Origin of the sequence: Citrobacter sp. Cpo065 (genome assembly GCF_030332805.1) — a bacterium.
In the GTDB taxonomy this organism is placed as follows: Bacteria; Pseudomonadota; Gammaproteobacteria; order Enterobacterales; family Enterobacteriaceae; genus Citrobacter; species Citrobacter portucalensis.
The window spans coordinates 639914-663056 of record NZ_JAOWHC010000034.1 but is presented as its reverse complement, the minus strand read 5'-3'; the positions used below and the strand labels follow the sequence as shown (position 1 = coordinate 663056).

Here is a 23143-nt window from a genome sequence, read left to right as displayed (position 1 = left end):
CACGCGAGAAAAATGCCGCACATCGCTGCTTATTGCGCTTTAAAGGTGTGTAACCGGCTCGTCGCTTTGGTCAGGCCGTCTTTGAACAAAATCTCGGTACAACGTGCCGCTTCGTCAATTGCTTCATCAATTAACTTCTGTTCTGAAACAGGCGGTTTGCCTAAAACAAATCCGACAACTTTGTTTTTATCGCCCGGATGGCCAATTCCAACGCGTAAACGATGAAAGTTGGGGTTATTACCTAACTTACTAATGATGTCTTTCAGGCCATTATGTCCGCCATGACCGCCGCCAAGCTTAAATTTGGCCACTCCAGGGGGCAGGTCTAACTCATCGTGTGCGACCAAAATTTCATCGGGGTTAATACGATAAAAACTGGCCATCGCACCGACAGCCTTGCCGCTCAGATTCATAAATGTGGTTGGCACCAGCAGACGGACGTCTTCACCTTCAAGCGTAACTCTGGAGGTGTAGCCGAAGAATTTCGGCTCATCGCGCAGGGGAGCGCGTAATCTTTCTGCCAGCAGATCGACATACCATGCGCCTGCATTGTGTCGCGTTGCCGCATACTCTGCGCCGGGGTTTGCCAGGCCGACAATCAATTTAATCGCCACGTGTTTTGTCCTGAGTGTTTCGATAAACGACGTGTAGTTTACTGTCTGACGCTGCTGTTGACAAAAAACTGCGTGCTTATCGCCAAAAGCTGAATAATTGCACAAATGGACTATTAGAAAATGAGTATGTTCAGTAGCTTATTTGTAAAGTTTTGTTGCATGAGTGTTTGTAATTGTGATCGCTCCCGCACTTGCGAACGGCAGTGTTGTCTATACTTTACACATAAGGATTAGGGGTATTCCCTGTAACAACCCAAAGTTCCGGAGGTGACACATGAAACGCAAAAACGCTTCGTTACTCGGTAACGTGCTCATGGCTTTAGGGTTGGTGGTGATGGTGGGTGGTGTTGGTTACTCTATTTTAAACCAACTGCCGCAATTTAATCTGCCACAGTTTTTCGCACATGGTGCCGTGCTCAGTATTTTTGTTGGTGGTGTCCTCTGGTTGGCGGGTGCCAGAGTGGGGGGGCACGAACAAATCAGCGATCGTTACTGGTGGGTGCGCCATTATGACAAACGCTGCCGTCGCGGTGATACCAATCATCGGCATAACTAAATAGCTTTCCCAGCTTGGAGTGCAGTTGTTTGAACACAAAGTCCTGGTTTAAAAACCAGGGCTCTGCTTGTTCGTCAGTACTGGGTTAAACGACTTCTACCCTTGGTGGCATACTACAAAGAAGCGTTATTCGAATAACCGATAATGTAACGCTTTGATCGCGCTGTCTGCATTGTCAGCCGGCAACAGAATGCTCAGGTTATCGTTTGACGCCCCATGGCAAATCATTCGTACCGTATGTTCTTCAAGCCAGGCAAAAACGTCTTTGCAAACTCCCGCAGCCTGTGTGAGTTGATTCCCCACCAAAGTGACCAGCGCCAGCCCGGTTTCCACTTCCACACGACAGTGGGAGGACAAGGCGGTAAACAATGCGGTGGTCAGCACATGGTCTTCACCTGAGGTTGCATGAGTGGCGTCCAGCGCCAACGCAATACTATTCTCTGAGGTTGTAACCAAATCCACCGTGACCGCATGGCGAGCTAAAATGGCGAAGGACTGCGCCAGGAAAGAACAGGAAGTTTGCTTCTCCAGACTGTGTAACCGCAACAGCGTCTGTTTACGACGCACGGCGAGCGCGCGATAGCGAGGTGGATTATCGGTGGTGTTGTGCACCAGCGTACCTCCGGCGGCAGTATCCTTACTTGAGCCAACAAAGACCGGAATGCTTTTACGCATTGCCGGGAGCAGTGTCGCCGGGTGGAGGACCTTCGCACCGTAGGCGGCCATATCGCTGGCCTCGGAAAATGAGATATGGTCGATTCGTTTGGCCCGCGGCGCAATGCGTGGGTCGGTGGTGTAGATCCCTGCGACGTCGGTCCAGATGTCAACGCGTGTGGCGTGAAGCGCCTCACCGAGAAGCGTAGCCGTGTAATCACTACCGCCGCGTCCAAGCGTTGTGGTGTGCCCTGCGGCATCACGCCCGATAAATCCCTGAGTCACCATAATCGCTTGCTCAAGACGAGGGCGCAGGTGAGTCTCCACCTGGTGGTGCAGTGTGCCAAGCTCGGGTTCGGCACAGCCGAAGTTCGAGTTAGTACGCATCACGCTACGGGCGTCAAACCACCCGGCCTCAGCATGCCGTTCACGTAAGACTTCAGTAAACAGTAGCGAGGACATCAGCTCGCCATGGCTGACTAATTCATCGCTTAACGCATCAGACGGCGAAACCATCGCCGTTTGTGCAAGACGACGGATATTGTTTAGAAGATTATCGATTTCCGTGCTGATAACGGACGGCTGCTTCAGGCGGGAAATAATGTTGTATTGGATGGCGCGTAAAGTCTCAATCTTATCTAATTGTTGATGTGTTTCCAGACCTTCAGAAAGCTCAACCAGTAAGTTTGTCACGCCTGCTGAAGCAGACAAAACGACTAAACGGACATCTTGATCAGCAAGGACAATGCTGGCGCTGCGGTTCATCGCATCAAAATCAGCGACGCTGGTGCCGCCAAATTTGGCAACGACGGATGGTGGATAAATGCGAGTCATAACAATCTCATATCAGGGCGCCATAAAAGTATGGCTAGAAAATTTTCATTCTCGGCATAAGGGAACGAAGTTCGCCTTACGAAATGTCCGCCCGCGAACATTTCTGCTGACAACCCAGGGAATACCTGTTGTCGATAACGCGTGTCGCCTGTACGCGTTATCGGGTGCTGCGCATTAATTTTATCTACATAGCCTGCAAATAAGCGCGCCATACTAAGTGATTTATATTTAGGGATCGACTTTTTTATTCGATTTATCGACAAATAAGTGAAAAATCATGGCATCACAAGATATCGCGAGCATCATTAATGGTAAAAACGTGTAAAAAAATAATAAAAACACGAAAATTCCATGGTTTTTATTAGATTGTCTGCGTTGCAATTAGCTACAACATTGTTAATTAAATAGATATATTTCTTTAGGATTTAGTAATGGTAAGTAGTTGTAACGCTTTGAATTTAAAGGGAAAGGTTGTTATTTTCAATGCCGAAAAATAAATGATTGAGTCCTAAGCTAAAACAACATATATTAGCCGCGCTTTTTTACAGGTAATCCTTATAACCATTTATTCAATCAGGCGTTAATCTACACCTGGTTGTAGGAGTGATATGATGACGGATAAAGTCCGTATTGATACTTTAAGTGCTAATTCATTACCACAGAGCAATGATACCTTTTTAGCAAGACAGGCTGAGTTTGAATCTAATGTCCGCAGCTATCCACGTAAACTGCCATTAGCGATCGCTAAAGCGCAGGGCGTCTGGATTACTGATGTAGAAAATAATCAATATCTTGATTGCCTGGCAGGTGCCGGAACCCTGGCGCTTGGTCATAACCATCCTGAAGTGCTGCAGAGCATTCAAAGTGTCATCACAAGCGGCTTACCGTTACATACGCTTGACCTTACCACGCCGTTAAAAGATGAATTCTCATCATATTTACTTTCTTTATTACCGGGTCAGGGCAAAGAATATTGCCTGCAGTTCACCGGTCCGTCCGGCGCTGATGCTGTTGAAGCGGCGCTGAAGCTGGCGAAGAAAGTCACCGGCCGTTCCAGCATCATCAGTTTCTCCGGTGGCTACCACGGGATGACCCACGGTGCGCTGTCCGTGACCGGCAACCTGTCGCCGAAAGAAGCGGTCAGCAACATGATGGCGGAAGTGCAGTTTATGCCGTATCCGCATCAATACCGTTGTCCGCTGGGTATCGGCGGCGACGCTGGCGTTAAAGCATTAACCTACTACTTCGAAAACCTGATCAACGACGTTGAAAGCGGCGTGCGTAAACCGGCTGCCGTGATCCTCGAAGCGGTGCAGGGTGAAGGTGGCGTGAATCCGGCTCCGGTCGAGTGGCTGCAACGCATTCGTAAAGTGACGCAGGAACACGGCATTCTGCTGATCATCGATGAAGTTCAGGCGGGCTTTGCACGTACCGGTAAACTGTTCGCCTTCGAACATGCCGGTATTGAGCCAGATATCATCGTGATGTCCAAAGCGGTTGGCGGTGGTCTGCCACTGGCGGTGCTGGGCATTAAAAAGCAGTTCGATGCGTGGGCTCCGGGCCACCACACTGGTACTTTCCGCGGCAACCAGTTGGCGATGGCGACCGGTCTGACAACGCTGAAGATCCTCAAAGATAACAAGATTGCCGATAAAGTTGCTGCCCAGGGCGAGTGGCTGAAAGGCAAACTGGCTGACCTGCAGAAACGCTACCCGGTTATCGGCCAGGTGCGCGGTCTGGGTCTGATGATCGGCCTGGAAATCGTGAAGCCGAACGAAGCGCAGGATCACATGGGCTGCTACCCGGCCGATGGCGAACTGTCCGCGTTGCTGCAGAAAAAATGCTTCGAAAATGGGCTGATTCTGGAGCGTGGTGGCCGCAACGGGTGCGTGCTGCGCCTGCTGCCGTCACTGCTGATCACCAACGCTGAGCTGGAAATCTTCCTCGATAAATTCGAAAACGCCCTGCTGGGCGCTGGCGTGAAGCCGGTTTAAACGGAGTTGGATCGAATGTCAGACGTAAACCCGATTCTGTCCGGCTCGGCGCAAAGCATTGCAGCTTATCAGGACGCTATCGAGCAGAGTACGCAAGCGGTCGTTGAATGGTTGAAGCAGCCTGAGATGTATCAGGGTAAAACCGTTGAGCAACTGCGTGAACGTATCAACCTGAATTTTACGTCTCAGGGCCTGGGCAACCAGGCCGCCATTGAGCGTGCGGTTGAATACTTTCTCAAAGACAGCTTGTTGGTTCACCATGCGCAGTGCGTGGCGCATCTGCACTGCCCAAGCCTGGTAATTAGCCAGGCGGCGGAAGTGCTGATCAACGCCACCAACCAGAGTATGGACTCCTGGGACCAGAGCCCGTCGGCCACCATCATTGAGATCAAGCTGATCGAGTGGTTGCGTGAGCAGGTTGGATACCCGACAGGCGATGCGGGCGTATTCACCAGCGGCGGTACGCAGAGTAACCTGATGGGCCTGATGCTGGCGCGTGATGCTTTCTTCGCTCGCCAGGGGCACTCCATTCAGCAGGATGGTCTGACCGGTGATCTGAGTAAAATCAAAGTGTTCTGCTCTGAAAGCGCGCACTTCTCCGTGCAGAAGAACATGGCGCTGATGGGGCTGGGCTACCGTTCTGTCACCCAGGTGAAGACCGATGCGTTTTCACGCATGGATCTGGCTGACCTGAAAGACAAGCTGGCCCAGGCGAAAGCCAACGGTGAGCAGGTGATGGCAATCGTCGCCACTGCCGGTACTACCGATGCGGGCGCAATCGATCCGTTAGCGGATATTGCAGCGCTGGCGGCAGAACATCAGATCTGGATGCACGTGGATGCGGCATGGGGCGGGGCGTTACTGCTTTCTGAGAAGTACCGTGACTTCCTGAACGGCCTTGAACTGGCAGATTCCGTGACGCTGGATTTCCACAAGCAGTTCTTCCAGACCATCAGTTGCGGTGCGTTCCTGTTAAAAGATGCGCGCCACTACGAGCTGATGCGTTACCAGGCGGCGTACCTGAACTCTGATTTCGATGAAGAGGCTGGCGTACCAAACCTGGTATCGAAGTCGCTGCAGACCACGCGTCGTTTCGATGCGCTGAAGCTGTGGATGGGCCTCGAAGCGCTGGGCAAAAAGCAGTATGCCGAGATCATTGATAACGGTGTGACGCTGGCGCGTGATGTTGCTGAGTTTGTCAAAACCCAGCCGCATCTTGAACTGGTGATGGAGCCGCAGCTGGCAAGCGTGCTGTTCCGCTTCCGCCCGCAAAGTGACGACGTGGCATTTGTCGCGCTGCTGAACCAGCGTATTGGTGACGTTCTGCTGGCTTCTGGTAGCGCCAACGTCGGCGTGACCGAAGCAGATGGTGTCACCTGCCTGAAGCTAACGCTGCTCAATCCGACGGTATGTCTGGAGGATGTTAAAGTCCTGCTGGCAAGCGTGAAGGCAACGGCTGAGCAACTGTTGAACGCGTAAGCAATAAGCTTGTTATAAAAATGGCTCCCAGGTAAGGGAGCCATTTTTTTGTCTGTCATTTGCAATCCGGCGGCGTTTCGCCTGGCCGGGCTACACGTTAGCGGATATCTGCTAGCGCAGCATCTTTATTCGGGAAGAACGTCAGGCGCCCGGCAATCGGCTGAATACCCGCGCGCGCCATGGTGCGTAGCGGCTGGAATTCCAGATTACTGATGCGTAATTCACAACCTTCCGGCAGACGTTTTACAAAGCGCTGGAAAGCGTCCAGACCACCGGCATCCAGTACCGGGACCGCGTCCCACTTCAAGACTACGATGCGTTTACCTTCAATACGCGACTCAAGATCGGTAAATAATCCTTCCGCCGCGGCAAAGAACAGCGGACCAATAACGCGCAGCACCAGCACATCGTCCGGTACGTCTACGTTGACCGGCGCCAGGCGAGTCATGCGCGCAATACGACGCATAAACAGCAGAGAGGCGAGAACGATACCGACGCTGATGGCAATAACCATGTCGAACAGTACCGTCAGCGACATACACATCAGCATGACAATGATGTCGTCTTTCGGTGCATGGCGCAGCAAATCCACCACTTTATGCGCTTCACTCATGTTCCATGCCACCATCAGCAGCAGGGCGGCCATGGCGGAAAGCGGTAACCAGGAAAGCAGCGGTGCAAGTACCAGCAGGGCGAGGATCACCAGAATCGCGTGGATAACCGCAGAGATTGGCGAGGTCGCCCCGGCGCGGACGTTTGCCGCAGAGCGGGCAATTGCCGCTGTGGCGGTGATACCGCCAAAGAACGGTGCCACGATGTTACCCAGCCCCTGGCCAATCAACTCGCTGTTAGCTTTATGTTTGGTGCCGGTCATTCCATCGAGTACGACGGCGCACAGCAGAGATTCAATTGCCCCCAGCATCGCCATCGAGAAGGCTGCCGGTAACAGCGCCTGTAACGAGCTCCAGCTCAGGGTAAAGTTTGACTCCGGCATATTCCACGGCAGGACCAGCTGCGGCAGCAACTGCGGGATACCATTACCCTGTGAGCCGTCAGCCAGAATGTAGTGGAACTGAGAACCAATGGTGGCGACATGGCCGCCGGTCAGGTTCACGATACCCATTACCGCACAGCCTGCCAGCAGTGCGGGAAGGTGACCCGGCAGTCGGATCCCCAGGCGCGGCCAGAAAATCAGGATCCCCAGCGTCACTACGCCAATGGCGGCATCGCCGAAATTGATGGTCGGCAAGGCCATAAACAGCGCACCAACCTTCTGCAGATAGTGCTCCGGGACATGGGCCATCTGCAGGCCAAGAAAATCTTTAATCTGCATGGTACCGATGGTGATACCAATACCCGATGTAAAACCTAACGTTACCGACACGGGGATATATTCGATCAGGCGGCCAAAACGAGCGAGGCCGAAAAGGATCAGGAATATCCCGGACATGAGCGTGGCAACCAGCAAGCCTGCCAGCCCAAACTGTTGCGACACCGGATACAGAATCACCACGAAGGCGGCGGTTGGGCCAGATACGCTAAAGCGCGATCCCCCGGTAAGGGCGATAACAATCCCAGCGACGGCTGAGGTATACAGGCCGTACTGCGGCGCAACGCCACTGCCTATTGCCAGGGCCATTGCCAGCGGAATGGCGATGATCCCAACGGTTATCCCGGCGATCAGGTCACGGGTAAAGCGAGAGGCAGTATATTTTTCTTTCCAACAAGCGTCGATGAGGGCGCGGAAAGGCATCACATGTGAGGAAAATAATCTGTTCACAATAATGTTTCATCCATGAGCGCATCATCTGTCAACTAAATGGCAGGTGAAGGAGGCATAAGTCATACAAATAAGTATTGCAGATAAAAAAACCCGCCGCAGCGGGTTTTTGAGCCGGGCTTGATTAATGCTCGAACATAGCAGAGATGGATTCTTCGTTGCTGATACGACGAATCGCTTCGGCCAGCATACCCGACAGGGTCAATGTACGCACGTTTGGCAGCGCTTTGATTTCGTCAGTCAGTGGAATAGTGTCACAGACAACGACTTCATCAATCACTGAGTTGCGCAGGTTGTTTGCCGCATTACCTGAGAAGATCGGGTGAGTGGCGTAAGCAAATACGCGTTTAGCACCACGTTCTTTCAGTGCTTCTGCTGCTTTGCACAGCGTACCGCCGGTATCGATCATGTCATCAACCAGAACACAGTCACGACCTGCAACGTCACCAATAATGTGCATCACCTGAGAAACGTTCGCACGCGGGCGACGTTTGTCGATGATAGCCATGTCGGTATCGTTCAGCAGTTTAGCGATAGCGCGGGCACGCACGACGCCACCGATATCCGGAGAAACCACAATCGGGTTGTCCAGGTTCAGCTGCAGCATGTCTTCTAACAGGATCGGGCTACCGAATACGTTATCAACCGGTACGTCAAAGAAGCCCTGGATCTGTTCAGCATGCAGGTCAACGGTGAGGACGCGGTCAACGCCAACGCTGGACAGGAAATCAGCGACGACTTTAGCGGTAATCGGTACACGAGCTGAACGTACGCGACGATCCTGACGTGCATAGCCGAAGTAAGGAATAACGGCGGTGATACGGCCTGCGGAAGCACGGCGCAGCGCATCAACCATAACGACCAATTCCATCAGGTTGTCGTTAGTAGGGGCACAAGTGGACTGGATGATGAAAATATCACCACCGCGTACATTTTCATTAATTTGTACGCTGACTTCGCCGTCGCTAAAGCGACCTACAGCGGCGTCGCCGAGTGAAGTGTACAGGCGGTTGGCAATACGTTGTGCTAGTTCCGGGGTGGCGTTACCAGCAAAAAGCTTCATATCAGGCACGAGAAGAACCTCAGGCATGCGTCCATTGGTGGAAAGAATCTGCCGAAAACTGTGCGGGCCAGGCAGTATCCTCTCCATGCGGTGTATTAAAGAGCGCGATGCAACGTCTGGAACAGGGTGACGTTGTCACCGCAACTCAGCTTGCCCGGTTTACTCTTTATCTTTCGCGTTTCATTTGCGCTGGCATCAATTCCTCACACCAGTTACATACTGAAGTTGTATGCACCTGGCGATTCGTCATTTCGCCATCTTCCTGAAATCCGAAGGATTTAGAGTAACGCTCTGTGCAATGGGGAGAGGTTGACGCCTTTCGCCACAAAGCCTTTGAGCCATTCCGGGGCTTGCTCAAGCACCTGGCGAGCACGAGACTCAGTGTCAAATTCAGCAAAGACACAAGCCCCTGTACCAGTCAGGCGCGACGGCGCGTATTCTAACAGCCAGGAAAGCGCCGCATCAACCTCGCGAAAACGTTTTCTTGCGATAACCTCGCAATCATTGCCGAATTCACATTTTAGTAACGTTTTTATTGACCTTTTTGGCGTGTTGCGCGGGAGGTCGGGATCGTTAAAAATCACCGGTGTCGGAATACTGACTCCCGGATGAGCAACCAGATACCACTTTTCCTCAGGCTCGACCGGCGTCAGAATTTCGCCAACGCCTTCGGCAAAGGCCGCATGGCCGCGCACGAATACGGGAACATCCGCCCCCAGCGTTAAGCCGAGTGCCGCCAGTTCATCAACCGAAAGTCCGCACTGCCAGAGATGATTCAGCGCCACCAGAACGGTTGCCGCATTAGACGAACCTCCGCCAAGACCGCCGCCCATCGGCAGGCGTTTGTCGATGCTGATGTCCGCACCGCTCCCTTTGGGAAGGCAATTGCTTTCAGATGCCGCTTTCATCAGCGAACGTGCCGCACGGACGATCAGATTGTCTTCATGCGCAACGCCTTCCACTGGGGTTAACAGGTGAATTTCGCCGTCGCTACGCGGCGTAATATCTATCGTGTCGCCATAATCAAGAAACTGAAATAAGGTCTGCAGCGTGTGGTAACCGTCCGCACGCTGTCCGGTGATGTATAAAAACAAATTCAGTTTTGCCGGAGAGGGCCAATGGGTCATCATTTCACAATCCAGTTATCCATTTTCAGCTTAATACGCTGGGAGCCGTCGGACAGCTCCATGTTTGCTGGCATCGCTGGCTGGGTTTTGCTGTCGTAGGCGCTATAGACCACTTTCCAGTTTTTACCGTCTTTGCTGTAGTTCACTTCACTCAGACGATATTGGTCGTCGAGCTTATAATCGGTGGCGTCACCTGGCAGTCCAAGGATCCACTGGCGCAGGCTGTTTAATGGGATAGGCATGCCGGTCAGTTTGCCGATCATCTCTTCAGCGTCGTCGGCGGTGTAATGCTTGCCTTTGTTATCGACCAGTTCGACGTTGCCCGGCTGCGCATTAAGTTCCAGTTCAGTGCTGCCCAGAGGGTTGGTCAGCAGGAGACGATAGCGATCCTGACCGGTTTGCTGCCAGAAAAAGCGGGCATACACTTTCTGTTGATCGGAAATATAGGCAAACGCACCACGCGTCTGATACTGGTTCAGGGCGCGAATTTCCTGTTGGTGCTGGCGCCACTGCGGAGAATCGGGGCTTTTACCGGGACCTTTAGGCGCGTTGAGCGTACAGGCAGTAAGAACCAGGGCCGCCAGCGGCAGCAGGCGAATCAGGCGAAAATCAGGCAGGGTCATAATGATGACAAATCCTTGAGATACGTTGCAGTTATAACTCTTAATGCTAGCGCCGCCATCAGACATCGTCTACGTTCAAGTTATCTTAAATCGCTTAAATTTGTGCACTAAGCTATTACTCCAAAAGGGGTCAGTCTCTTTTATTGACCGCACGCATCCTGTATGATGCACCCAGTCTAACCTTATCAACGCTGGTACTATTCCCGCACACATGACCCTTTTAGCGCTTGGTATTAACCATAAAACGGCACCTGTATCGCTGCGAGAACGCGTAACGTTTTCGCCGGATACGCTCGATCAGGCGCTGGACAGCCTGCTCGCGCAGCCAATGGTGCAGGGCGGGGTAGTGCTGTCGACGTGTAACCGCACGGAGCTGTATCTCAGCGTTGAAGAGCAGGATAACCTGCAAGAAGCGCTGGTTCGCTGGCTGTGTGAATACCATAACCTCAATGAAGAAGATCTGCGCAACAGCTTGTACTGGCACCAGGACAACGACGCGGTCAGTCATTTGATGCGTGTTGCCAGCGGTCTGGATTCACTGGTGCTCGGTGAACCGCAAATTCTGGGGCAGGTGAAAAAAGCGTTTGCGGATTCGCAAAAAGGTCACCTGAACGCCAGTGCGCTGGAACGCATGTTCCAGAAATCATTTTCTGTCGCAAAACGTGTACGTACAGAAACTGACATCGGCGCCAGCGCCGTGTCGGTGGCGTTTGCCGCCTGTACCCTGGCGCGGCAGATATTTGAATCGCTCTCCACGGTAACCGTGCTGTTAGTCGGTGCGGGCGAAACCATTGAGCTGGTAGCGCGACATCTGCGCGAGCACAAAGTGAAGAAAATGATCATCGCCAACCGCACTCGCGAGCGTGCGCAGGTGCTGGCGGATGAAGTCGGCGCCGAGGTGATTTCACTGAGTGATATAGACGCGCGTTTACAGGATGCCGATATCATTATCAGTTCTACCGCCAGTCCGCTGCCGATTATCGGTAAAGGAATGGTGGAACGTGCGCTTAAAAACCGCCGCAATCAGCCTATGTTGCTGGTGGATATCGCCGTACCGCGCGATGTCGAGCCGGAAGTGGGTAAATTGTCTAACGCCTATCTGTACAGCGTTGATGACCTGCAAAGCATCATTTCGCATAACCTGGCCCAGCGCAAAGCGGCGGCGGTGGAAGCCGAAACAATAGTGGAGCAGGAAGCCAGCGAGTTTATGGCCTGGCTACGCGCCCAGGGCGCAAGCGACACTATCCGCGAGTATCGCAGTCAGTCAGAACAGATCCGTGATGAACTGACCGCCAAAGCGTTAGCCGCTCTTCAACAGGGCGGTGATGCGCAAGCCATTATGCAGGATCTGGCCTGGAAACTGACCAATCGCCTGATTCATGCACCAACCAAATCACTTCAACAGGCCGCCCGTGACGGGGATAGTGAACGCCTGAATATTCTGCGCGACAGCCTCGGGCTGGAGTAGCAGCACACCAATCTTATTTTTTACAGGGTGCATTTACGCCTATGAAGCCTTCTATCGTTGCCAAACTGGAAGCCCTGCATGAACGCCATGAAGAAGTTCAGGCGCTGCTCGGTGATGCGGGTACTATCGCAGACCAGGATCGCTTTCGTGCGCTGTCGCGTGAATATGCGCAATTAAGCGATGTATCTCGCTGTTTTACGGACTGGCAACAGGTTCAGGAAGATATCGAGACGGCTCAGATGATGCTCGACGATCCTGAAATGCGTGAAATGGCGCAGGATGAACTGCGCGAAGCAAAAGAGAAATGTGAGCAGCTGGAACAACATCTGCAGGTCCTGCTATTACCTAAAGATCCCGATGACGAACGTAACGCCTTCCTCGAAGTGCGCGCGGGGACTGGTGGTGATGAAGCGGCGCTGTTTGCCGGCGATCTGTTCCGCATGTACAGCCGTTACGCTGAATCGCGTCGCTGGCGGGTTGAGATCATGAGCGCCAGTGAAGGCGAACATGGCGGGTTTAAAGAAGTCATTGCCAAGATTAGCGGCGAAGGCGTTTACGGGCGACTGAAGTTTGAGTCCGGCGGCCATCGCGTGCAGCGCGTACCTGCGACGGAATCGCAGGGGCGTATTCATACCTCTGCCTGTACGGTCGCGGTTATGCCGGAACTGCCGGATGCCGAACTGCCGGATATCAACCCGGCCGATCTGCGTATTGACACCTTCCGTTCATCAGGCGCGGGCGGTCAGCACGTTAACACCACCGACTCCGCAATCCGTATTACCCACTTACCGACCGGTATCGTAGTGGAATGCCAGGACGAACGTTCACAGCATAAAAACAAAGCCAAAGCGATGTCGGTGCTGGGGGCGCGAATTCGTGCGGCCGAAGTGGCAAGACGTCAACAGGCGGAAGCCTCTGAGCGTCGCAACCTGTTGGGCAGTGGCGATCGCAGCGATCGTAACCGTACCTATAACTTCCCGCAGGGGCGTGTGACCGATCACCGCATTAACCTGACGCTCTACCGTCTGGATGAAGCGATGGAAGGCAAACTGGATATGCTCATTGAGCCGATTGTCCAGGAATACCAGGCCGACCAACTGGCGGCGTTGTCCGAGCAGGATTAATGGATTATCAGCACTGGCTGCGTGAAGCGATTAGCCAATTACAGGCAAGCGAAAGTCCGCGCCGTGACGCCGAGATTTTACTCGAGTTCGTTACTGGCAAAGGGCGCACCTTTATTCTCGCTTTCGGCGAAACGGAGTTAACCGAGGCGCAGCGTCAACAGCTTGATACGCTACTGGAGCGGCGTCAGCGGGGAGAGCCGGTGGCGCACTTAACCGGCGTGCGTGAGTTCTGGTCGTTGCCGCTATTTGTGTCTCCAGCCACGCTTATTCCGCGTCCGGATACCGAGTGTCTGGTGGAGCAGGCGCTGGCTCGTCTGCCGGCCTCAGCGTGTCGTATTCTTGATTTGGGAACCGGCACGGGTGCCATTGCGCTGGCGCTGGCAACCGAGCGTCCGGATTGTGCGGTGACTGCTGTAGACCGCATGCCTGATGCCGTGGCACTGGCCATTCGCAACAAGCAGCAACTGGGCATCGACAATGTTTGCGTGCTGCAAAGTAACTGGTTCAGCGCATTGCAGGGACAGCAGTTTGACATGATTGTCAGCAATCCGCCGTATATCGACGAACAGGATCCGCACCTGGCGCAAGGTGACGTTCGCTTTGAACCGCTGTCGGCGCTGGTGGCGGGCGATCAGGGGCTGGCGGATATCGTGCATATCATCGACCAGTCTCAGCGCATGTTAACGCCCGGCGGCTATCTGTTGCTGGAACATGGTTGGCAGCAGGGCGAGGTCGTCCGTGATGCCTTTACTCGTGCGGGTTACCTGGCAGTTGAAACCTGTCGTGACTATGGCGGCAATGAGCGAATTACGATTGGACGCATCCCATCATGAGTACCTTCGGTGTGTTACTCAACGTCCATCTCATCAGCATTGCGCTTTCGGTTGGTTTGCTGACGCTGCGATTTTGGTGGCGTTACACCGACTCGCGCCTTGCCTGCGCGCGCTGGACGCGCATCGTGCCGCCGGTTGTCGATACCGTTTTATTACTCAGCGGCGTAGCGTTAATGGTTAAAGCGCACATCCTGCCATTCACTGAGCACGGGACATGGCTGACTGAAAAGCTGTTTGGGGTTATCATTTACATCGTTTTGGGTTTTATTGCGCTCGATTATCGTCGGGCGCGCAGTCAGCAGGCGCGATTAATCGCTTTTCCGCTGGCGTTGGTGGTGCTGTACATCATCATTAAACTCGCCACCACAAAAATACCGTTACTGGGGTAAGCATGAGGTCGTTAGCTGATTTCGAATTTAATAAAGCGCCATTGTGTGATGGGATGATCCTGGCGTCGGAGTCTATCCGTCTGGATTTTCCAACACAAACTGTCTATGACGAACTGGAACGTCTGGTCAGTCTGGCGCAAGAAGAAATTAGCCAGCTCCTGTCTCAGGATGAGCAACTGGAAAAACTGCTGGCACTTTTTTACGGCGAATGGGGGTTTACGGATACCCACGGCGTCTATCGTCTTTCTGATGCACTATGGCTTGATCAGGTACTGAAAAATCGTCAGGGCAGCGCCGTATCCCTGGGCGCGATCTTATTGTGGATTGCCAACCGACTGGAGCTGCCACTGGTGCCGGTGATTTTCCCGACACAACTCATCCTGCGTATTGAATCGCTCGATGGCGAAATGTGGCTAATCAATCCGTTCAATGGCGAAACGTTAAATGAGCACACGTTGGAAGTGTGGCTGAAGGGGAATATCAGCCCGGTCGCGGAGCTGTTTAACGAAGACCTGGATGAGGCGGATAATGCAGAAGTAATTCGTAAGCTGCTCGACACGCTGAAATCATCGCTGATGGAAGAGCGGCAAATGGAGCTGGCGCTGCGTGCCAGCGAAGCACTATTACAGTTTAATCCTGAAGATCCGTATGAAATACGCGATCGTGGATTAATTTACGCGCAGCTGGAGTGTGAACATGTTGCGCTGACCGATTTAAGTTATTTCGTTGAACAGTGTCCGGAAGACCCGATCAGCGAAATGATTCGTGCGCAGATTAATACTATTTCGCACAAGCAAATTGTATTGCATTGATTAATGACACTTTACCTACCGTTTAAGGCGATCCTATGAAACAAAAAGTGGTTAGCATTGGCGACATCAACGTGGCAAATGACCTGCCGTTCGTGCTGTTTGGCGGAATGAACGTGCTGGAATCCCGCGATCTGGCGATGCGCATTTGTGAGCACTACGTAACCGTTACTCAAAAGCTGGGTATCCCTTACGTGTTCAAAGCCTCCTTTGATAAAGCCAACCGTTCTTCCATCCACTCTTACCGTGGGCCGGGCCTTGAAGAAGGGATGAAAATCTTCCAGGAACTGAAGCAGACTTTTGGCGTAAAAGTGATCACCGACGTTCACGAAGCCAGCCAGGCTCAGCCTGTTGCTGACGTGGTGGATGTGATTCAGCTGCCGGCATTCCTCGCTCGTCAGACCGATCTGGTGGAAGCGATGGCGAAAACCGGTGCCGTTATCAACGTGAAAAAACCGCAGTTCGTAAGCCCGGGCCAGATGGGCAATATCGTGGACAAATTCCATGAAGGCGGTAACGACAAAGTAATTCTGTGCGACCGTGGCGCGAACTTTGGTTATGACAACCTGGTTGTGGATATGCTGGGCTTCAGCGTGATGAAGAAAGTTTCTGGCAACTCGCCGGTGATTTTTGACGTTACCCATGCGCTGCAATGCCGTGACCCGTTTGGCGCAGCAAGCGGCGGTCGTCGTGCGCAGGTTACCGAACTGGCGCGCGCAGGTATGGCGGTAGGTCTGGCCGGTCTGTTTATTGAAGCGCATCCGGATCCAGCCAATGCGAAATGCGACGGTCCATCCGCGCTGCCGCTGGCGAAACTGGAACAGTTCCTGACTCAGATTAAAGCGATTGATGACCTGGTTAAAAGCTTCGACGAGCTGGATACCGAGAACTAAGAAAGTATTGCAGTCCGGAGAGATATCTCTTCGGACTGCTGTTTGAGAAAAGTGTTAAGGGTGGCCGTCAGGCGCCAAACGCACCGTCAATTGTATGCATTGCCCCCGTCACAAACCCAGCCTCAGGGCCTGCAAGCCAGGCAACCATTCCCGCAACTTCCTCTGGACGGCCATGTCGTTTTAGCGCCATAAAACTGTGCATCACCTCTTTCAGTGGGCCATTTTCCGGGTTGGCATCGGTATCAATAGGACCCGGTTGAACCACGTTTACCGTAATGCCCCGCGGTCCAAAATCACGTGCCAGCCCCCGGGCCAGCCCTTGCAGCGCTGATTTGCTCACCGCATAAGAGGCCAGGCCAGCAAGAGGCATGCGGTCGCCATTCACAGAACCAATAATGATAATGCGTCCGCCGTCAGGCATCTGTCGTGCCGCTTCCACGGCCGCATAGTATGGGGAGTGAATGTTAATCCGGAACAGACGCTCCACGTCATCCGGATCCTGCTCCAGCGCATCACCAAACAGAATAATGCCTGCATTAACTACCAGCACGTCCAGCGGGCCGCTTTCGCGTACCCGGTTGATGACGGCGTTACGATCGGCGCTATCGGTTTGCGCTGTCTGGGTACCCGTCTCATCAGCAAGCGCTTTGGCAGCGTCAGGGGAGCCTGAATAGGTAAAGGTAACCGATGCGCCATCCGCGGCAAAACGGCGCACGATAGCCGCGCCAATCCCACGACTGCCGCCAAGAACCAGAACTGACTTGCCGTTAAAAGAAGACATGAGGTACTCCTTGAACAATTATGTAGTGATCGATATATAATTGGTGCACAGTTTTCTGTCAATGGATTTGTAATGAGCACTACAAAATGCACTCGTGCACCTGGACGCCCACGTAATTTTGATCCAGAAATGGCCGTTGCCAAAGTACAACCCTTGTTTCACGCACATGGCTATGACGCGGTTAGCGTGGCGGATGTCACCGCGGTGTTGTCGATCAAGCCCCCCAGTTTCTATGCTGCTTTTGGGAACAAAATCGGTCTTTATAAACGAGTTCTTGACCGCTACGTACAAACCGAGGCGATCCCTTTTGATGACATTCTTCGCCCCGACAAACCCGTTTCTGCATGTCTTACCGATCTGCTTGAGGAGGCGGCGCGACGTTATGCCGCAGATCCGCATACGCCGGGATGTTTGGTCCTGGAGGGCACGCACAGTAACGATCCGCAGGCGCGGAAGGTCGCGCGGAATTTCTACTCGGCTGCCGAACATAAAATTCGCGACTTTATCGCACAGCGGCATCCTAAAGAGGCTGACAGCCTGACTGATTACGTCAGTACCACAATGCTTGGCCTGTCGGGAAAAGCGCGTTGCGGGCATTCGTTCGAACGTCTGCTAGCCAGCGCGCGAATCGCCAGCGTAGCGGTGCGGCATCAGCTTTCCAGATGATCATCACAAGATAAGGTAGATAAATATGATGGGGAAAATGGGAACTTAATCAGGCGGTGCCTCATATCAACCCGCATCAAAGCAGGGGGTTATCGTTGTAGGTGGTACGGATGCGACGCGGATTGGCGTTGCAGGAGTATGGCATGCCATTGAATATCATGTAACAGGTAAAGCGCTCGACGGTTCGGTACGTCATGATACGCGCCAGTTAAGCCGAGAAGATGCTTTAAAAATGTATACCCTCAATGCCGCCTGGATAGCTTTTGCAGAACAGCAGAGGGGAAGTTTGCAGGCAGGTAAGCTCGCCGATTTTGCGGTGCTTAATCAGGATATTATGGCTATTCCGGCAGACAAATTGCACCAAACGGAGTCGTTATTAACGTTTGTCGATGGTCAACAGGTTTATCCGGAGCTGTGAGCGGTAAAAGAAAACGGCCCTGAGAAGGGCCGTGGGTTCTATCAGAAAGACTAATCAGGCAAATATCGTCATCAGATAGGCGATAAACAGCGCCAGATGCGCCGCACCGTTAAGCACGTTGGTGCGTCCGGTGGAGAAAGAGATGTGACACAGTACCAGTGATGAAACCATCACAATCATCTCTGGTGCGCCCAGCGCAAAGACCAAATCATTCCCGGTTGCCCATGCGATCAGGGTCACTACCGGAACGGTCAGTGAAATGGTGGCTAATACTGAACCGAAGAACAAATTCATCGCCCGCTGTACCTGATTACTCAGAACCGCTTTCAGCGCACCTAGCCCTTCAGGGGAGAGGATCAGCAATGCGACCAGGAAACCGGTAAAGGCGACCGGCGCATTCAGTTCAGTCAGCAATGTTTCCAGCGGGCTGGCGTTCATTTTGGTCACGGCAATAACAGCGATCAGATGAATGATAAGCCAGGCGGCATGCCACATATTGCTGTGGGCTGACGGTTTACCGTGATGCGGATCGTCGTCGTCACCCTCGTCTTCATGCTCATAAATGAACAGGCTCTGATGCGTTTTAGTTTGTATCAGCAAAAATACGCCGTACATCGCCGCAGAAATTAATGCCACTAATAGCGCCTGGGCGGTAGTGAAATTTGCACCCGGTAAAGCCATCGGGAACACCAGTACAATAATGGCCAGCGGAAACAGGGCGATTAAATACTGCTTAATACCAAACAGATTCATATACTGAGTGGCAAATTTACGGCCACCTAACAGTAATGAAAAACCGACCAGGCCGCCGGTTACGATCATAATGATTGAATATAGCGTATCGCGCATGAGCGTAGGCGCTGCATCGCCGGTCGCCATTAATGCGGAGATTAAGCTGACTTCAAGAATAACAACGGACAGGCTGAGGATCAGCGACCCGTAGGGTTCGCCAAGTCGATGTGCTAATACATCAGCATGACGGACAACGCTGAATGCGCTGCTTAATATACCAATAAGGGCCAGCGCATTAATACCGATGACCACTGGTAGTGACTGACTGCTCCCCCAGAAGAACAGTACTACCAGCGCCAAAATCGGGAAGACGAGAGAGGTCTCCTTGTGGCGGGTTTTTACCGCCTCATGTACGTGTGTCATTGAATTAATTCTCCGTCTCTGCAGGTATTTATACCCGTCATACTTCAAGTTGCTTATGCGTTGGCTACGTTCGCTCACTCCAGTCACATAGTTATCTATGCTCCTGGGGATTCACTCCCTTGCCGCCTTTAAGCAACTCGAATTATTTAGGGTATATAATTATAAAAAGTATTAAAGAATGTAAAAAATAACAGAAAACCTGGTTTTGTAGGTGACATTTTACGAAATTTTACTACATCGCTTATTTTTCCTCTCAAAGCGGTCAAAAACAAAATTATTGTTTATAGACTGTTTAATTAACAGAAGGTTAGATGAAGAAATTTTCTATAAATGTCCATTATTGGCGCATCGCCGCATTGTTAACCACACTTAAGGTTTAGCCTAAAAAGAGGAGTTCACAATGCCATATAAATCCAAAAGCGATCTGCCTGAAAGCGTGCAGCATGTTCTGCCAGCCCATGCTCAGGACATCTACAAAGAAGCTTTCAACAGCGCCTGGGAACAGTATAAAGATAAATCTGACCGTCGTGATGATGCTACCCGTGAAGAGACAGCACACAAGGTGGCGTGGGCCGCGGTCAAAAATGATTATCAAAAAGGTGATGATGATAAATGGCATAAAAAGGCGTAACAGTATCAATTATAATGCCTTTATGAACTAGCCAGCATCAGGCGTTAGCGAATCGTGCTACGCCGCGCCGTTGCTGGCTTGCAAGCGAGCGGTGAATTGCCTATTGTCCAGCTATTGGTTTCAAAATGAGCAGCAAAAAAGCCCGGAAGGCGTCAAAAAAGTTGTCGCAGGGAAGCAGCAGTGGCGGAGGTGTAAGGTGTTAACGCGTGATTTTTTATTGAATGCCGACTGTAAGACGGCATTTGGTGCTATTGAAGAATCACTACTCTGGTCAGCGGAACAACGTGCAGCCTCACTGGCTGCCACGCTTGCATGCCGACCAGATGATGGACCGGTGTGGATCTTCGGTTATGGATCATTGATGTGGAACCCGGCCTTAGAATTTGAAGAGTCCTGTACCGGGACGTTAGTCGGCTGGCACCGTGCCTTTTGCCTGCGTCTGACGGCGGGGCGAGGAACGGCGTGTCAGCCAGGACGTATGCTGGCCCTGAAAGAGGGCGGACGCACCACCGGTGTGGCCTACCGTTTGCCGGACGCGTCCTTGGAACAAGAGCTTTCACTGCTGTGGAAGCGAGAAATGATCACCGGCTGTTATCTGCCGACCTGGTGTCAGTTGGCGCTTGATGACGGCAGGACGGTGAACGCACTGGTCTTTATTATGGATCCGCGTCATCCGCTGTTTGAGTCAGACACGCGCGCGCAGGTGATTGCGCCGCTTATCGCCGCGGCGAGCGGACCTTTAGGTACCAACGCCCAGTATCTGTTCTCACTGGAACAAGAGCTGGTCAAGTTGGGGATGCAGGATGATTGTCTTAACGATCTGGTGATCACGGTTAAACGATTGTTGGGAGAGAACCTGCCGGAAGGCGTTATGCGGCCTGGGTTTGCCTGAACCCAGCTTGGAACTGAATGCCCGAAAGCCAGGCGCTTTTCGGGCAATTAACGCTTAGGCTGCAATATAACTTATTGAATGCTCTAGCGACTGGCTGTGGCTGTCAATCAGCACATTCCAGATGCCGGTATAGGGCACGGTCAACCATGCGTTATCACGATCCTGCACGCTTAAGATGTCGGACTGCATGTCTTTGACGTGATTTTTCTCGCTCATCAGATGGATGTGACAACGCTCGGAACAGCGCACAACCACCGTATCGCCACCAAATAACTTTAAACTCGCCTTCACTAATGCCATTTTTCACCCCGTTCTTGAAAACAACGTACTTTCTGTCGAAAGTGCTGCGTGATGTTGTTCACATTTCACTCATTGCATAACACCAAAGGGGGAGCAACGGGATGCTGATTTTGATCAAAAAATGGCATAACGATTAAACAAAAGTGACAAAATTCCTTAAAAGGGTTGAAAGGGCGTGCTAACGTTCAACGAAACCGCGCCCATCTACGATTAAATCCGGAAATTATCGACACTTTCAGTGTGCTTGCCTGAAAACGGTGTATCAGAAGGTCAGCACTTTATCTGCAGCCAGCGTCCATTGAGCCAGTTCAACCAGCGTGCCGACGGCCACTCCGTCAATTAACGGCAGCGTCGTGATCCCACGGCCATCGGTGCAGGTTTTGCACAGTTTGACCGGCACATTTTGCGCCGTCAGGATCTCCAGCATTTGCTGAATATTGTATCCTTCTGCAGGTTTCTGACCTCGTAATCCCGCGGTTACCGCGTCCGACATTAAAAACAGACGCAGGTCGAGATCCGCTTCCTGTTCGCGCAGGGCGATTGCCAGACGCAGGCTGTTAAATAACGATTCGCTTCCATAGGCCGCACCGTTCGCGACGATCACTATCTTTTGCATTTTTACTCCTGTTGTCAGGGGGGCATGGATATTGCTTGTCCTCAGGGATAACCCGTTATCGGTGAGGGCAGAGATGATGACAAATGCACAAAATTCCGGCGCGACGCAATGGTTTCGCCATGCCCGCCAGCTTGAGAACACCCAGCTTCGCCAACTGGCACAGTCCGGTAAGTTGGTAATGCGTATTAGCCATCTGGTGCATATGCTACAGTGCGAACGCGGTGCATCCAATATCTGGTTGTGTTCTCAAGGTACGCTTTATGAGCGGGAGGTCCGTGCCAGTCGGGCGCTGGTGGATGAAGAGTGTCGGCAACTGCATATCCTTTTCCAGCACATTATGCCGGTGGCGGGCAGTGCGTTGTGCCACCGCATTGCTGGCACCGTCTGGTGCCTCGATCAGCTAACGACGCTGCGTGAGTCTGTCAGCGGGCAGACTATCGATGCTCAGCAGGCGATGGAGCAGTACAGCCGGACGTTACGCCATCTGCTGGGTATTGTGCCGCAGCTTAACGACAGCATCGATTATCCCCATGTCGCAGGTGGGCTGGTGGCGCTATACAGTTTTATGCAGGGTAAAGAGCTGGTAGGACAAGAGCGGGCGTTAGGGGCCATTGGCTTTACCCAGGGCGAGTTTAACCCTCAAATGCGCCAGGAGCTGGTGGACAGAATAGACGGGCAGCAGCCGTGCTTTGATACCTTTATCTCCCTGGCTTCGCCTGTACTGGTGCAGCATTTTCGTCAGCAATGCGAGGCATCGGGCGCCATCGAACAACTGCGGCGCCAGGCCTGTACGCGACAACCTCAACTCGATAACGGTGAACACGCGCTACGCTGGTTTACCCTACAGACGCAGCGCCTTGAACAATTACGCCATCTCGAAGAGATGTTGATTACCGAATTGCTGAACGCCGTGGCGCGTCGGCTGGCGGAAGAAACCTACGCCTTGCCGCTCGACAACTGGCTTGACGACCGTGCTGACGAACCCCTCTCGCTGCGCCGGGATAAACAATTATTGTGGGTTGTTCGCCAGCAGGCTCGCCAGCTGGAGCAAATGAGCGCCCAACTTGCCTCATTGCAGGATGCCTTAGAGGAGCGCAAGGTGATTGATAAAGCAAAAAGCATCCTGATGAATTACCAGCAGGTCAGCGAAGAACAGGCGTGGCAGCTATTGCGAAAAATGGCGATGGATAAAAACCAACGGATGGTCGATATCGCCCGGGCATTGCTTACCGTTAAATCCCTGATGCAGGGATAGCGACTGCACAACAGGCGGGCAGTGTCTGCCATATTTGGGTGCACCGCGGCGTCTGGTACGCGTCGAACCCGCTAAAACCGCCAGTGTAATTCTGGCATCTGAATTGCATTCACTCATACATACAATTTAGCAGCAGGCCAACGGCGGTCTGACTGTTTTGAGGATAAAGGCGTCCCGCAATGCTTCGGC

Annotated in this window: 24 protein-coding genes; 14 read left to right on the top strand and 10 right to left on the bottom strand. The window is 52.6% G+C overall.

Annotated elements, in window-relative coordinates; all coding sequences use genetic code 11:
• Nucleotides 1-29: 29 nt before the first annotated feature.
• Nucleotides 30-614, bottom strand: a complete 585-nt coding sequence (pth, locus tag OGY68_RS19270; RefSeq protein ID WP_003020814.1) for an aminoacyl-tRNA hydrolase — start codon at nucleotides 612-614, stop codon at nucleotides 30-32.
• Nucleotides 615-888: 274 nt separating this feature from the next.
• Here pth and ychH point away from each other — a divergent pair, with 274 nt between their 5' ends.
• On the top strand, nucleotides 889-1170 hold the full coding sequence (gene ychH / locus OGY68_RS19265) for a stress-induced protein YchH (protein ID WP_003833480.1): 282 nt from the start codon (nucleotides 889-891) through the stop codon (nucleotides 1168-1170).
• 126 nt (nucleotides 1171-1296) lie between these two features.
• On the opposite strand, the gene lysC is transcribed toward ychH, so the two are convergent.
• Nucleotides 1297-2658 (bottom strand): lysine-sensitive aspartokinase 3, encoded by a 1362-nt coding sequence (lysC, locus tag OGY68_RS19260; protein ID WP_048216237.1) that lies wholly within the window; start codon nucleotides 2656-2658, stop codon nucleotides 1297-1299.
• A gap of 608 nt (nucleotides 2659-3266) precedes the next feature.
• On the opposite strand from lysC, the gene OGY68_RS19255 reads away from it, so the two are divergent.
• Together OGY68_RS19255 and OGY68_RS19250 are read left to right on the top strand one after the other, a co-directional pair.
• Entirely contained in the window at nucleotides 3267-4652 is a 1386-nt protein-coding gene (locus tag OGY68_RS19255) for a diaminobutyrate--2-oxoglutarate transaminase (RefSeq protein ID WP_057066752.1), read from the top strand.
• 15 nt (nucleotides 4653-4667) lie between these two features.
• Nucleotides 4668-6131 carry a pyridoxal phosphate-dependent decarboxylase family protein gene (locus tag OGY68_RS19250; RefSeq protein WP_057066750.1) on the top strand — a complete coding sequence of 488 codons (1464 nt, stop codon included), beginning with the start codon at nucleotides 4668-4670 and terminating at the stop codon, nucleotides 6129-6131.
• A 97-nt stretch (nucleotides 6132-6228) separates the two neighbouring features.
• On the opposite strand, the gene dauA is transcribed toward OGY68_RS19250, so the two are convergent.
• From dauA to lolB, 4 genes are all read right to left on the bottom strand, one after another.
• Entirely contained in the window at nucleotides 6229-7911 is a 1683-nt protein-coding gene (gene dauA / locus OGY68_RS19245) for a C4-dicarboxylic acid transporter DauA (protein ID WP_071692414.1), read from the bottom strand.
• A 124-nt stretch (nucleotides 7912-8035) separates the two neighbouring features.
• On the bottom strand, nucleotides 8036-8983 hold the full coding sequence (gene prs, locus OGY68_RS19240) for a ribose-phosphate diphosphokinase (RefSeq protein WP_001518537.1): 948 nt from the start codon (nucleotides 8981-8983) through the stop codon (nucleotides 8036-8038).
• Between the two features lie 269 nt (nucleotides 8984-9252).
• Nucleotides 9253-10104 (bottom strand): 4-(cytidine 5'-diphospho)-2-C-methyl-D-erythritol kinase, encoded by an 852-nt coding sequence (ispE, locus tag OGY68_RS19235; RefSeq protein ID WP_008784980.1) that lies wholly within the window; start codon nucleotides 10102-10104, stop codon nucleotides 9253-9255.
• Nucleotides 10101-10724 (bottom strand): lipoprotein insertase outer membrane protein LolB, encoded by a 624-nt coding sequence (gene lolB / locus OGY68_RS19230; RefSeq protein ID WP_057066748.1) that lies wholly within the window; start codon nucleotides 10722-10724, stop codon nucleotides 10101-10103. Before lolB ends, ispE begins: the two co-directional genes overlap by 4 nt.
• Before the next feature lie 211 nt (nucleotides 10725-10935).
• Between lolB and hemA the strand changes: the two genes are divergently transcribed.
• The 6 genes from hemA to kdsA are packed head-to-tail and all read left to right on the top strand — an operon-like array spanning nucleotide 10936 to nucleotide 16240.
• Nucleotides 10936-12192 (top strand): glutamyl-tRNA reductase, encoded by a 1257-nt coding sequence (hemA, locus tag OGY68_RS19225; protein ID WP_003833420.1) that lies wholly within the window; start codon nucleotides 10936-10938, stop codon nucleotides 12190-12192.
• A gap of 41 nt (nucleotides 12193-12233) precedes the next feature.
• Nucleotides 12234-13316, top strand: coding sequence for a peptide chain release factor 1 (prfA, locus tag OGY68_RS19220; protein WP_003020786.1), 1083 nt, complete (start codon nucleotides 12234-12236; stop codon nucleotides 13314-13316).
• A complete protein-coding gene (gene prmC / locus OGY68_RS19215; RefSeq protein ID WP_057066746.1) occupies nucleotides 13316-14149 on the top strand; it encodes a peptide chain release factor N(5)-glutamine methyltransferase in 834 nt (277 codons plus the stop codon). Before prfA ends, prmC begins: the two co-directional genes overlap by 1 nt.
• Entirely contained in the window at nucleotides 14146-14538 is a 393-nt protein-coding gene (sirB2, locus tag OGY68_RS19210; RefSeq protein ID WP_032943708.1) for an invasion regulator SirB2, read from the top strand. Before prmC ends, sirB2 begins: the two co-directional genes overlap by 4 nt.
• 2 nt (nucleotides 14539-14540) lie before the next feature.
• Complete coding sequence (sirB1, locus tag OGY68_RS19205) at nucleotides 14541-15350, top strand: invasion regulator SirB1 (RefSeq protein WP_003020775.1); 810 nt, start codon at nucleotides 14541-14543, stop codon at nucleotides 15348-15350.
• A gap of 35 nt (nucleotides 15351-15385) precedes the next feature.
• The gene (gene kdsA / locus OGY68_RS19200; protein WP_003020772.1) at nucleotides 15386-16240 is read left to right on the top strand and encodes a 3-deoxy-8-phosphooctulonate synthase; all 855 of its coding nucleotides are present in this window, start codon (nucleotides 15386-15388) and stop codon (nucleotides 16238-16240) included.
• Nucleotides 16241-16307: 67 nt separating this feature from the next.
• On the opposite strand, the gene bdcA is transcribed toward kdsA, so the two are convergent.
• Nucleotides 16308-17021 (bottom strand): SDR family oxidoreductase, encoded by a 714-nt coding sequence (gene bdcA / locus OGY68_RS19195; RefSeq protein WP_008784974.1) that lies wholly within the window; start codon nucleotides 17019-17021, stop codon nucleotides 16308-16310.
• 72 nt (nucleotides 17022-17093) lie between these two features.
• Between bdcA and OGY68_RS19190 the strand changes: the two genes are divergently transcribed.
• Together OGY68_RS19190 and OGY68_RS19185 are read left to right on the top strand one after the other, a co-directional pair.
• The gene (locus OGY68_RS19190) at nucleotides 17094-17687 is read left to right on the top strand and encodes a TetR/AcrR family transcriptional regulator (RefSeq protein WP_286581266.1); all 594 of its coding nucleotides are present in this window, start codon (nucleotides 17094-17096) and stop codon (nucleotides 17685-17687) included.
• Between the two features lie 91 nt (nucleotides 17688-17778).
• Nucleotides 17779-18105: an amidohydrolase family protein gene (locus tag OGY68_RS19185; RefSeq protein WP_323849069.1), complete on the top strand. Its 327-nt coding sequence runs from the start codon at nucleotides 17779-17781 to the stop codon at nucleotides 18103-18105.
• 54 nt (nucleotides 18106-18159) lie between these two features.
• Here the strand turns inward: OGY68_RS19185 and chaA are convergent, their stop codons facing one another.
• A complete protein-coding gene (gene chaA, locus OGY68_RS19180) occupies nucleotides 18160-19260 on the bottom strand; it encodes a sodium-potassium/proton antiporter ChaA (protein ID WP_003833407.1) in 1101 nt (366 codons plus the stop codon).
• Nucleotides 19261-19660: 400 nt separating this feature from the next.
• Here chaA and chaB point away from each other — a divergent pair, with 400 nt between their 5' ends.
• Both chaB and OGY68_RS19170 read left to right on the top strand, forming a co-directional pair.
• Nucleotides 19661-19891 (top strand): putative cation transport regulator ChaB, encoded by a 231-nt coding sequence (gene chaB / locus OGY68_RS19175; RefSeq protein WP_008784971.1) that lies wholly within the window; start codon nucleotides 19661-19663, stop codon nucleotides 19889-19891.
• Nucleotides 19892-20087: 196 nt separating this feature from the next.
• A complete protein-coding gene (locus OGY68_RS19170) occupies nucleotides 20088-20783 on the top strand; it encodes a gamma-glutamylcyclotransferase (protein WP_016156738.1) in 696 nt (231 codons plus the stop codon).
• A gap of 54 nt (nucleotides 20784-20837) precedes the next feature.
• Here OGY68_RS19170 and OGY68_RS19165 read toward each other — a convergent pair whose 3' ends face one another.
• Together OGY68_RS19165 and OGY68_RS19160 are read right to left on the bottom strand one after the other, a co-directional pair.
• The gene (locus OGY68_RS19165; RefSeq protein WP_286617321.1) at nucleotides 20838-21083 is read right to left on the bottom strand and encodes a DUF1883 domain-containing protein; all 246 of its coding nucleotides are present in this window, start codon (nucleotides 21081-21083) and stop codon (nucleotides 20838-20840) included.
• A 262-nt stretch (nucleotides 21084-21345) separates the two neighbouring features.
• Nucleotides 21346-21699 carry a DsrE/DsrF/TusD sulfur relay family protein gene (locus OGY68_RS19160; RefSeq protein WP_003833402.1) on the bottom strand — a complete coding sequence of 118 codons (354 nt, stop codon included), beginning with the start codon at nucleotides 21697-21699 and terminating at the stop codon, nucleotides 21346-21348.
• A 73-nt stretch (nucleotides 21700-21772) separates the two neighbouring features.
• On the opposite strand from OGY68_RS19160, the gene nasR reads away from it, so the two are divergent.
• Entirely contained in the window at nucleotides 21773-22954 is a 1182-nt protein-coding gene (gene nasR, locus OGY68_RS19155; RefSeq protein ID WP_100272318.1) for a nitrate regulatory protein NasR, read from the top strand.
• The last annotated feature ends 189 nt before the right edge of the window (nucleotides 22955-23143 follow it).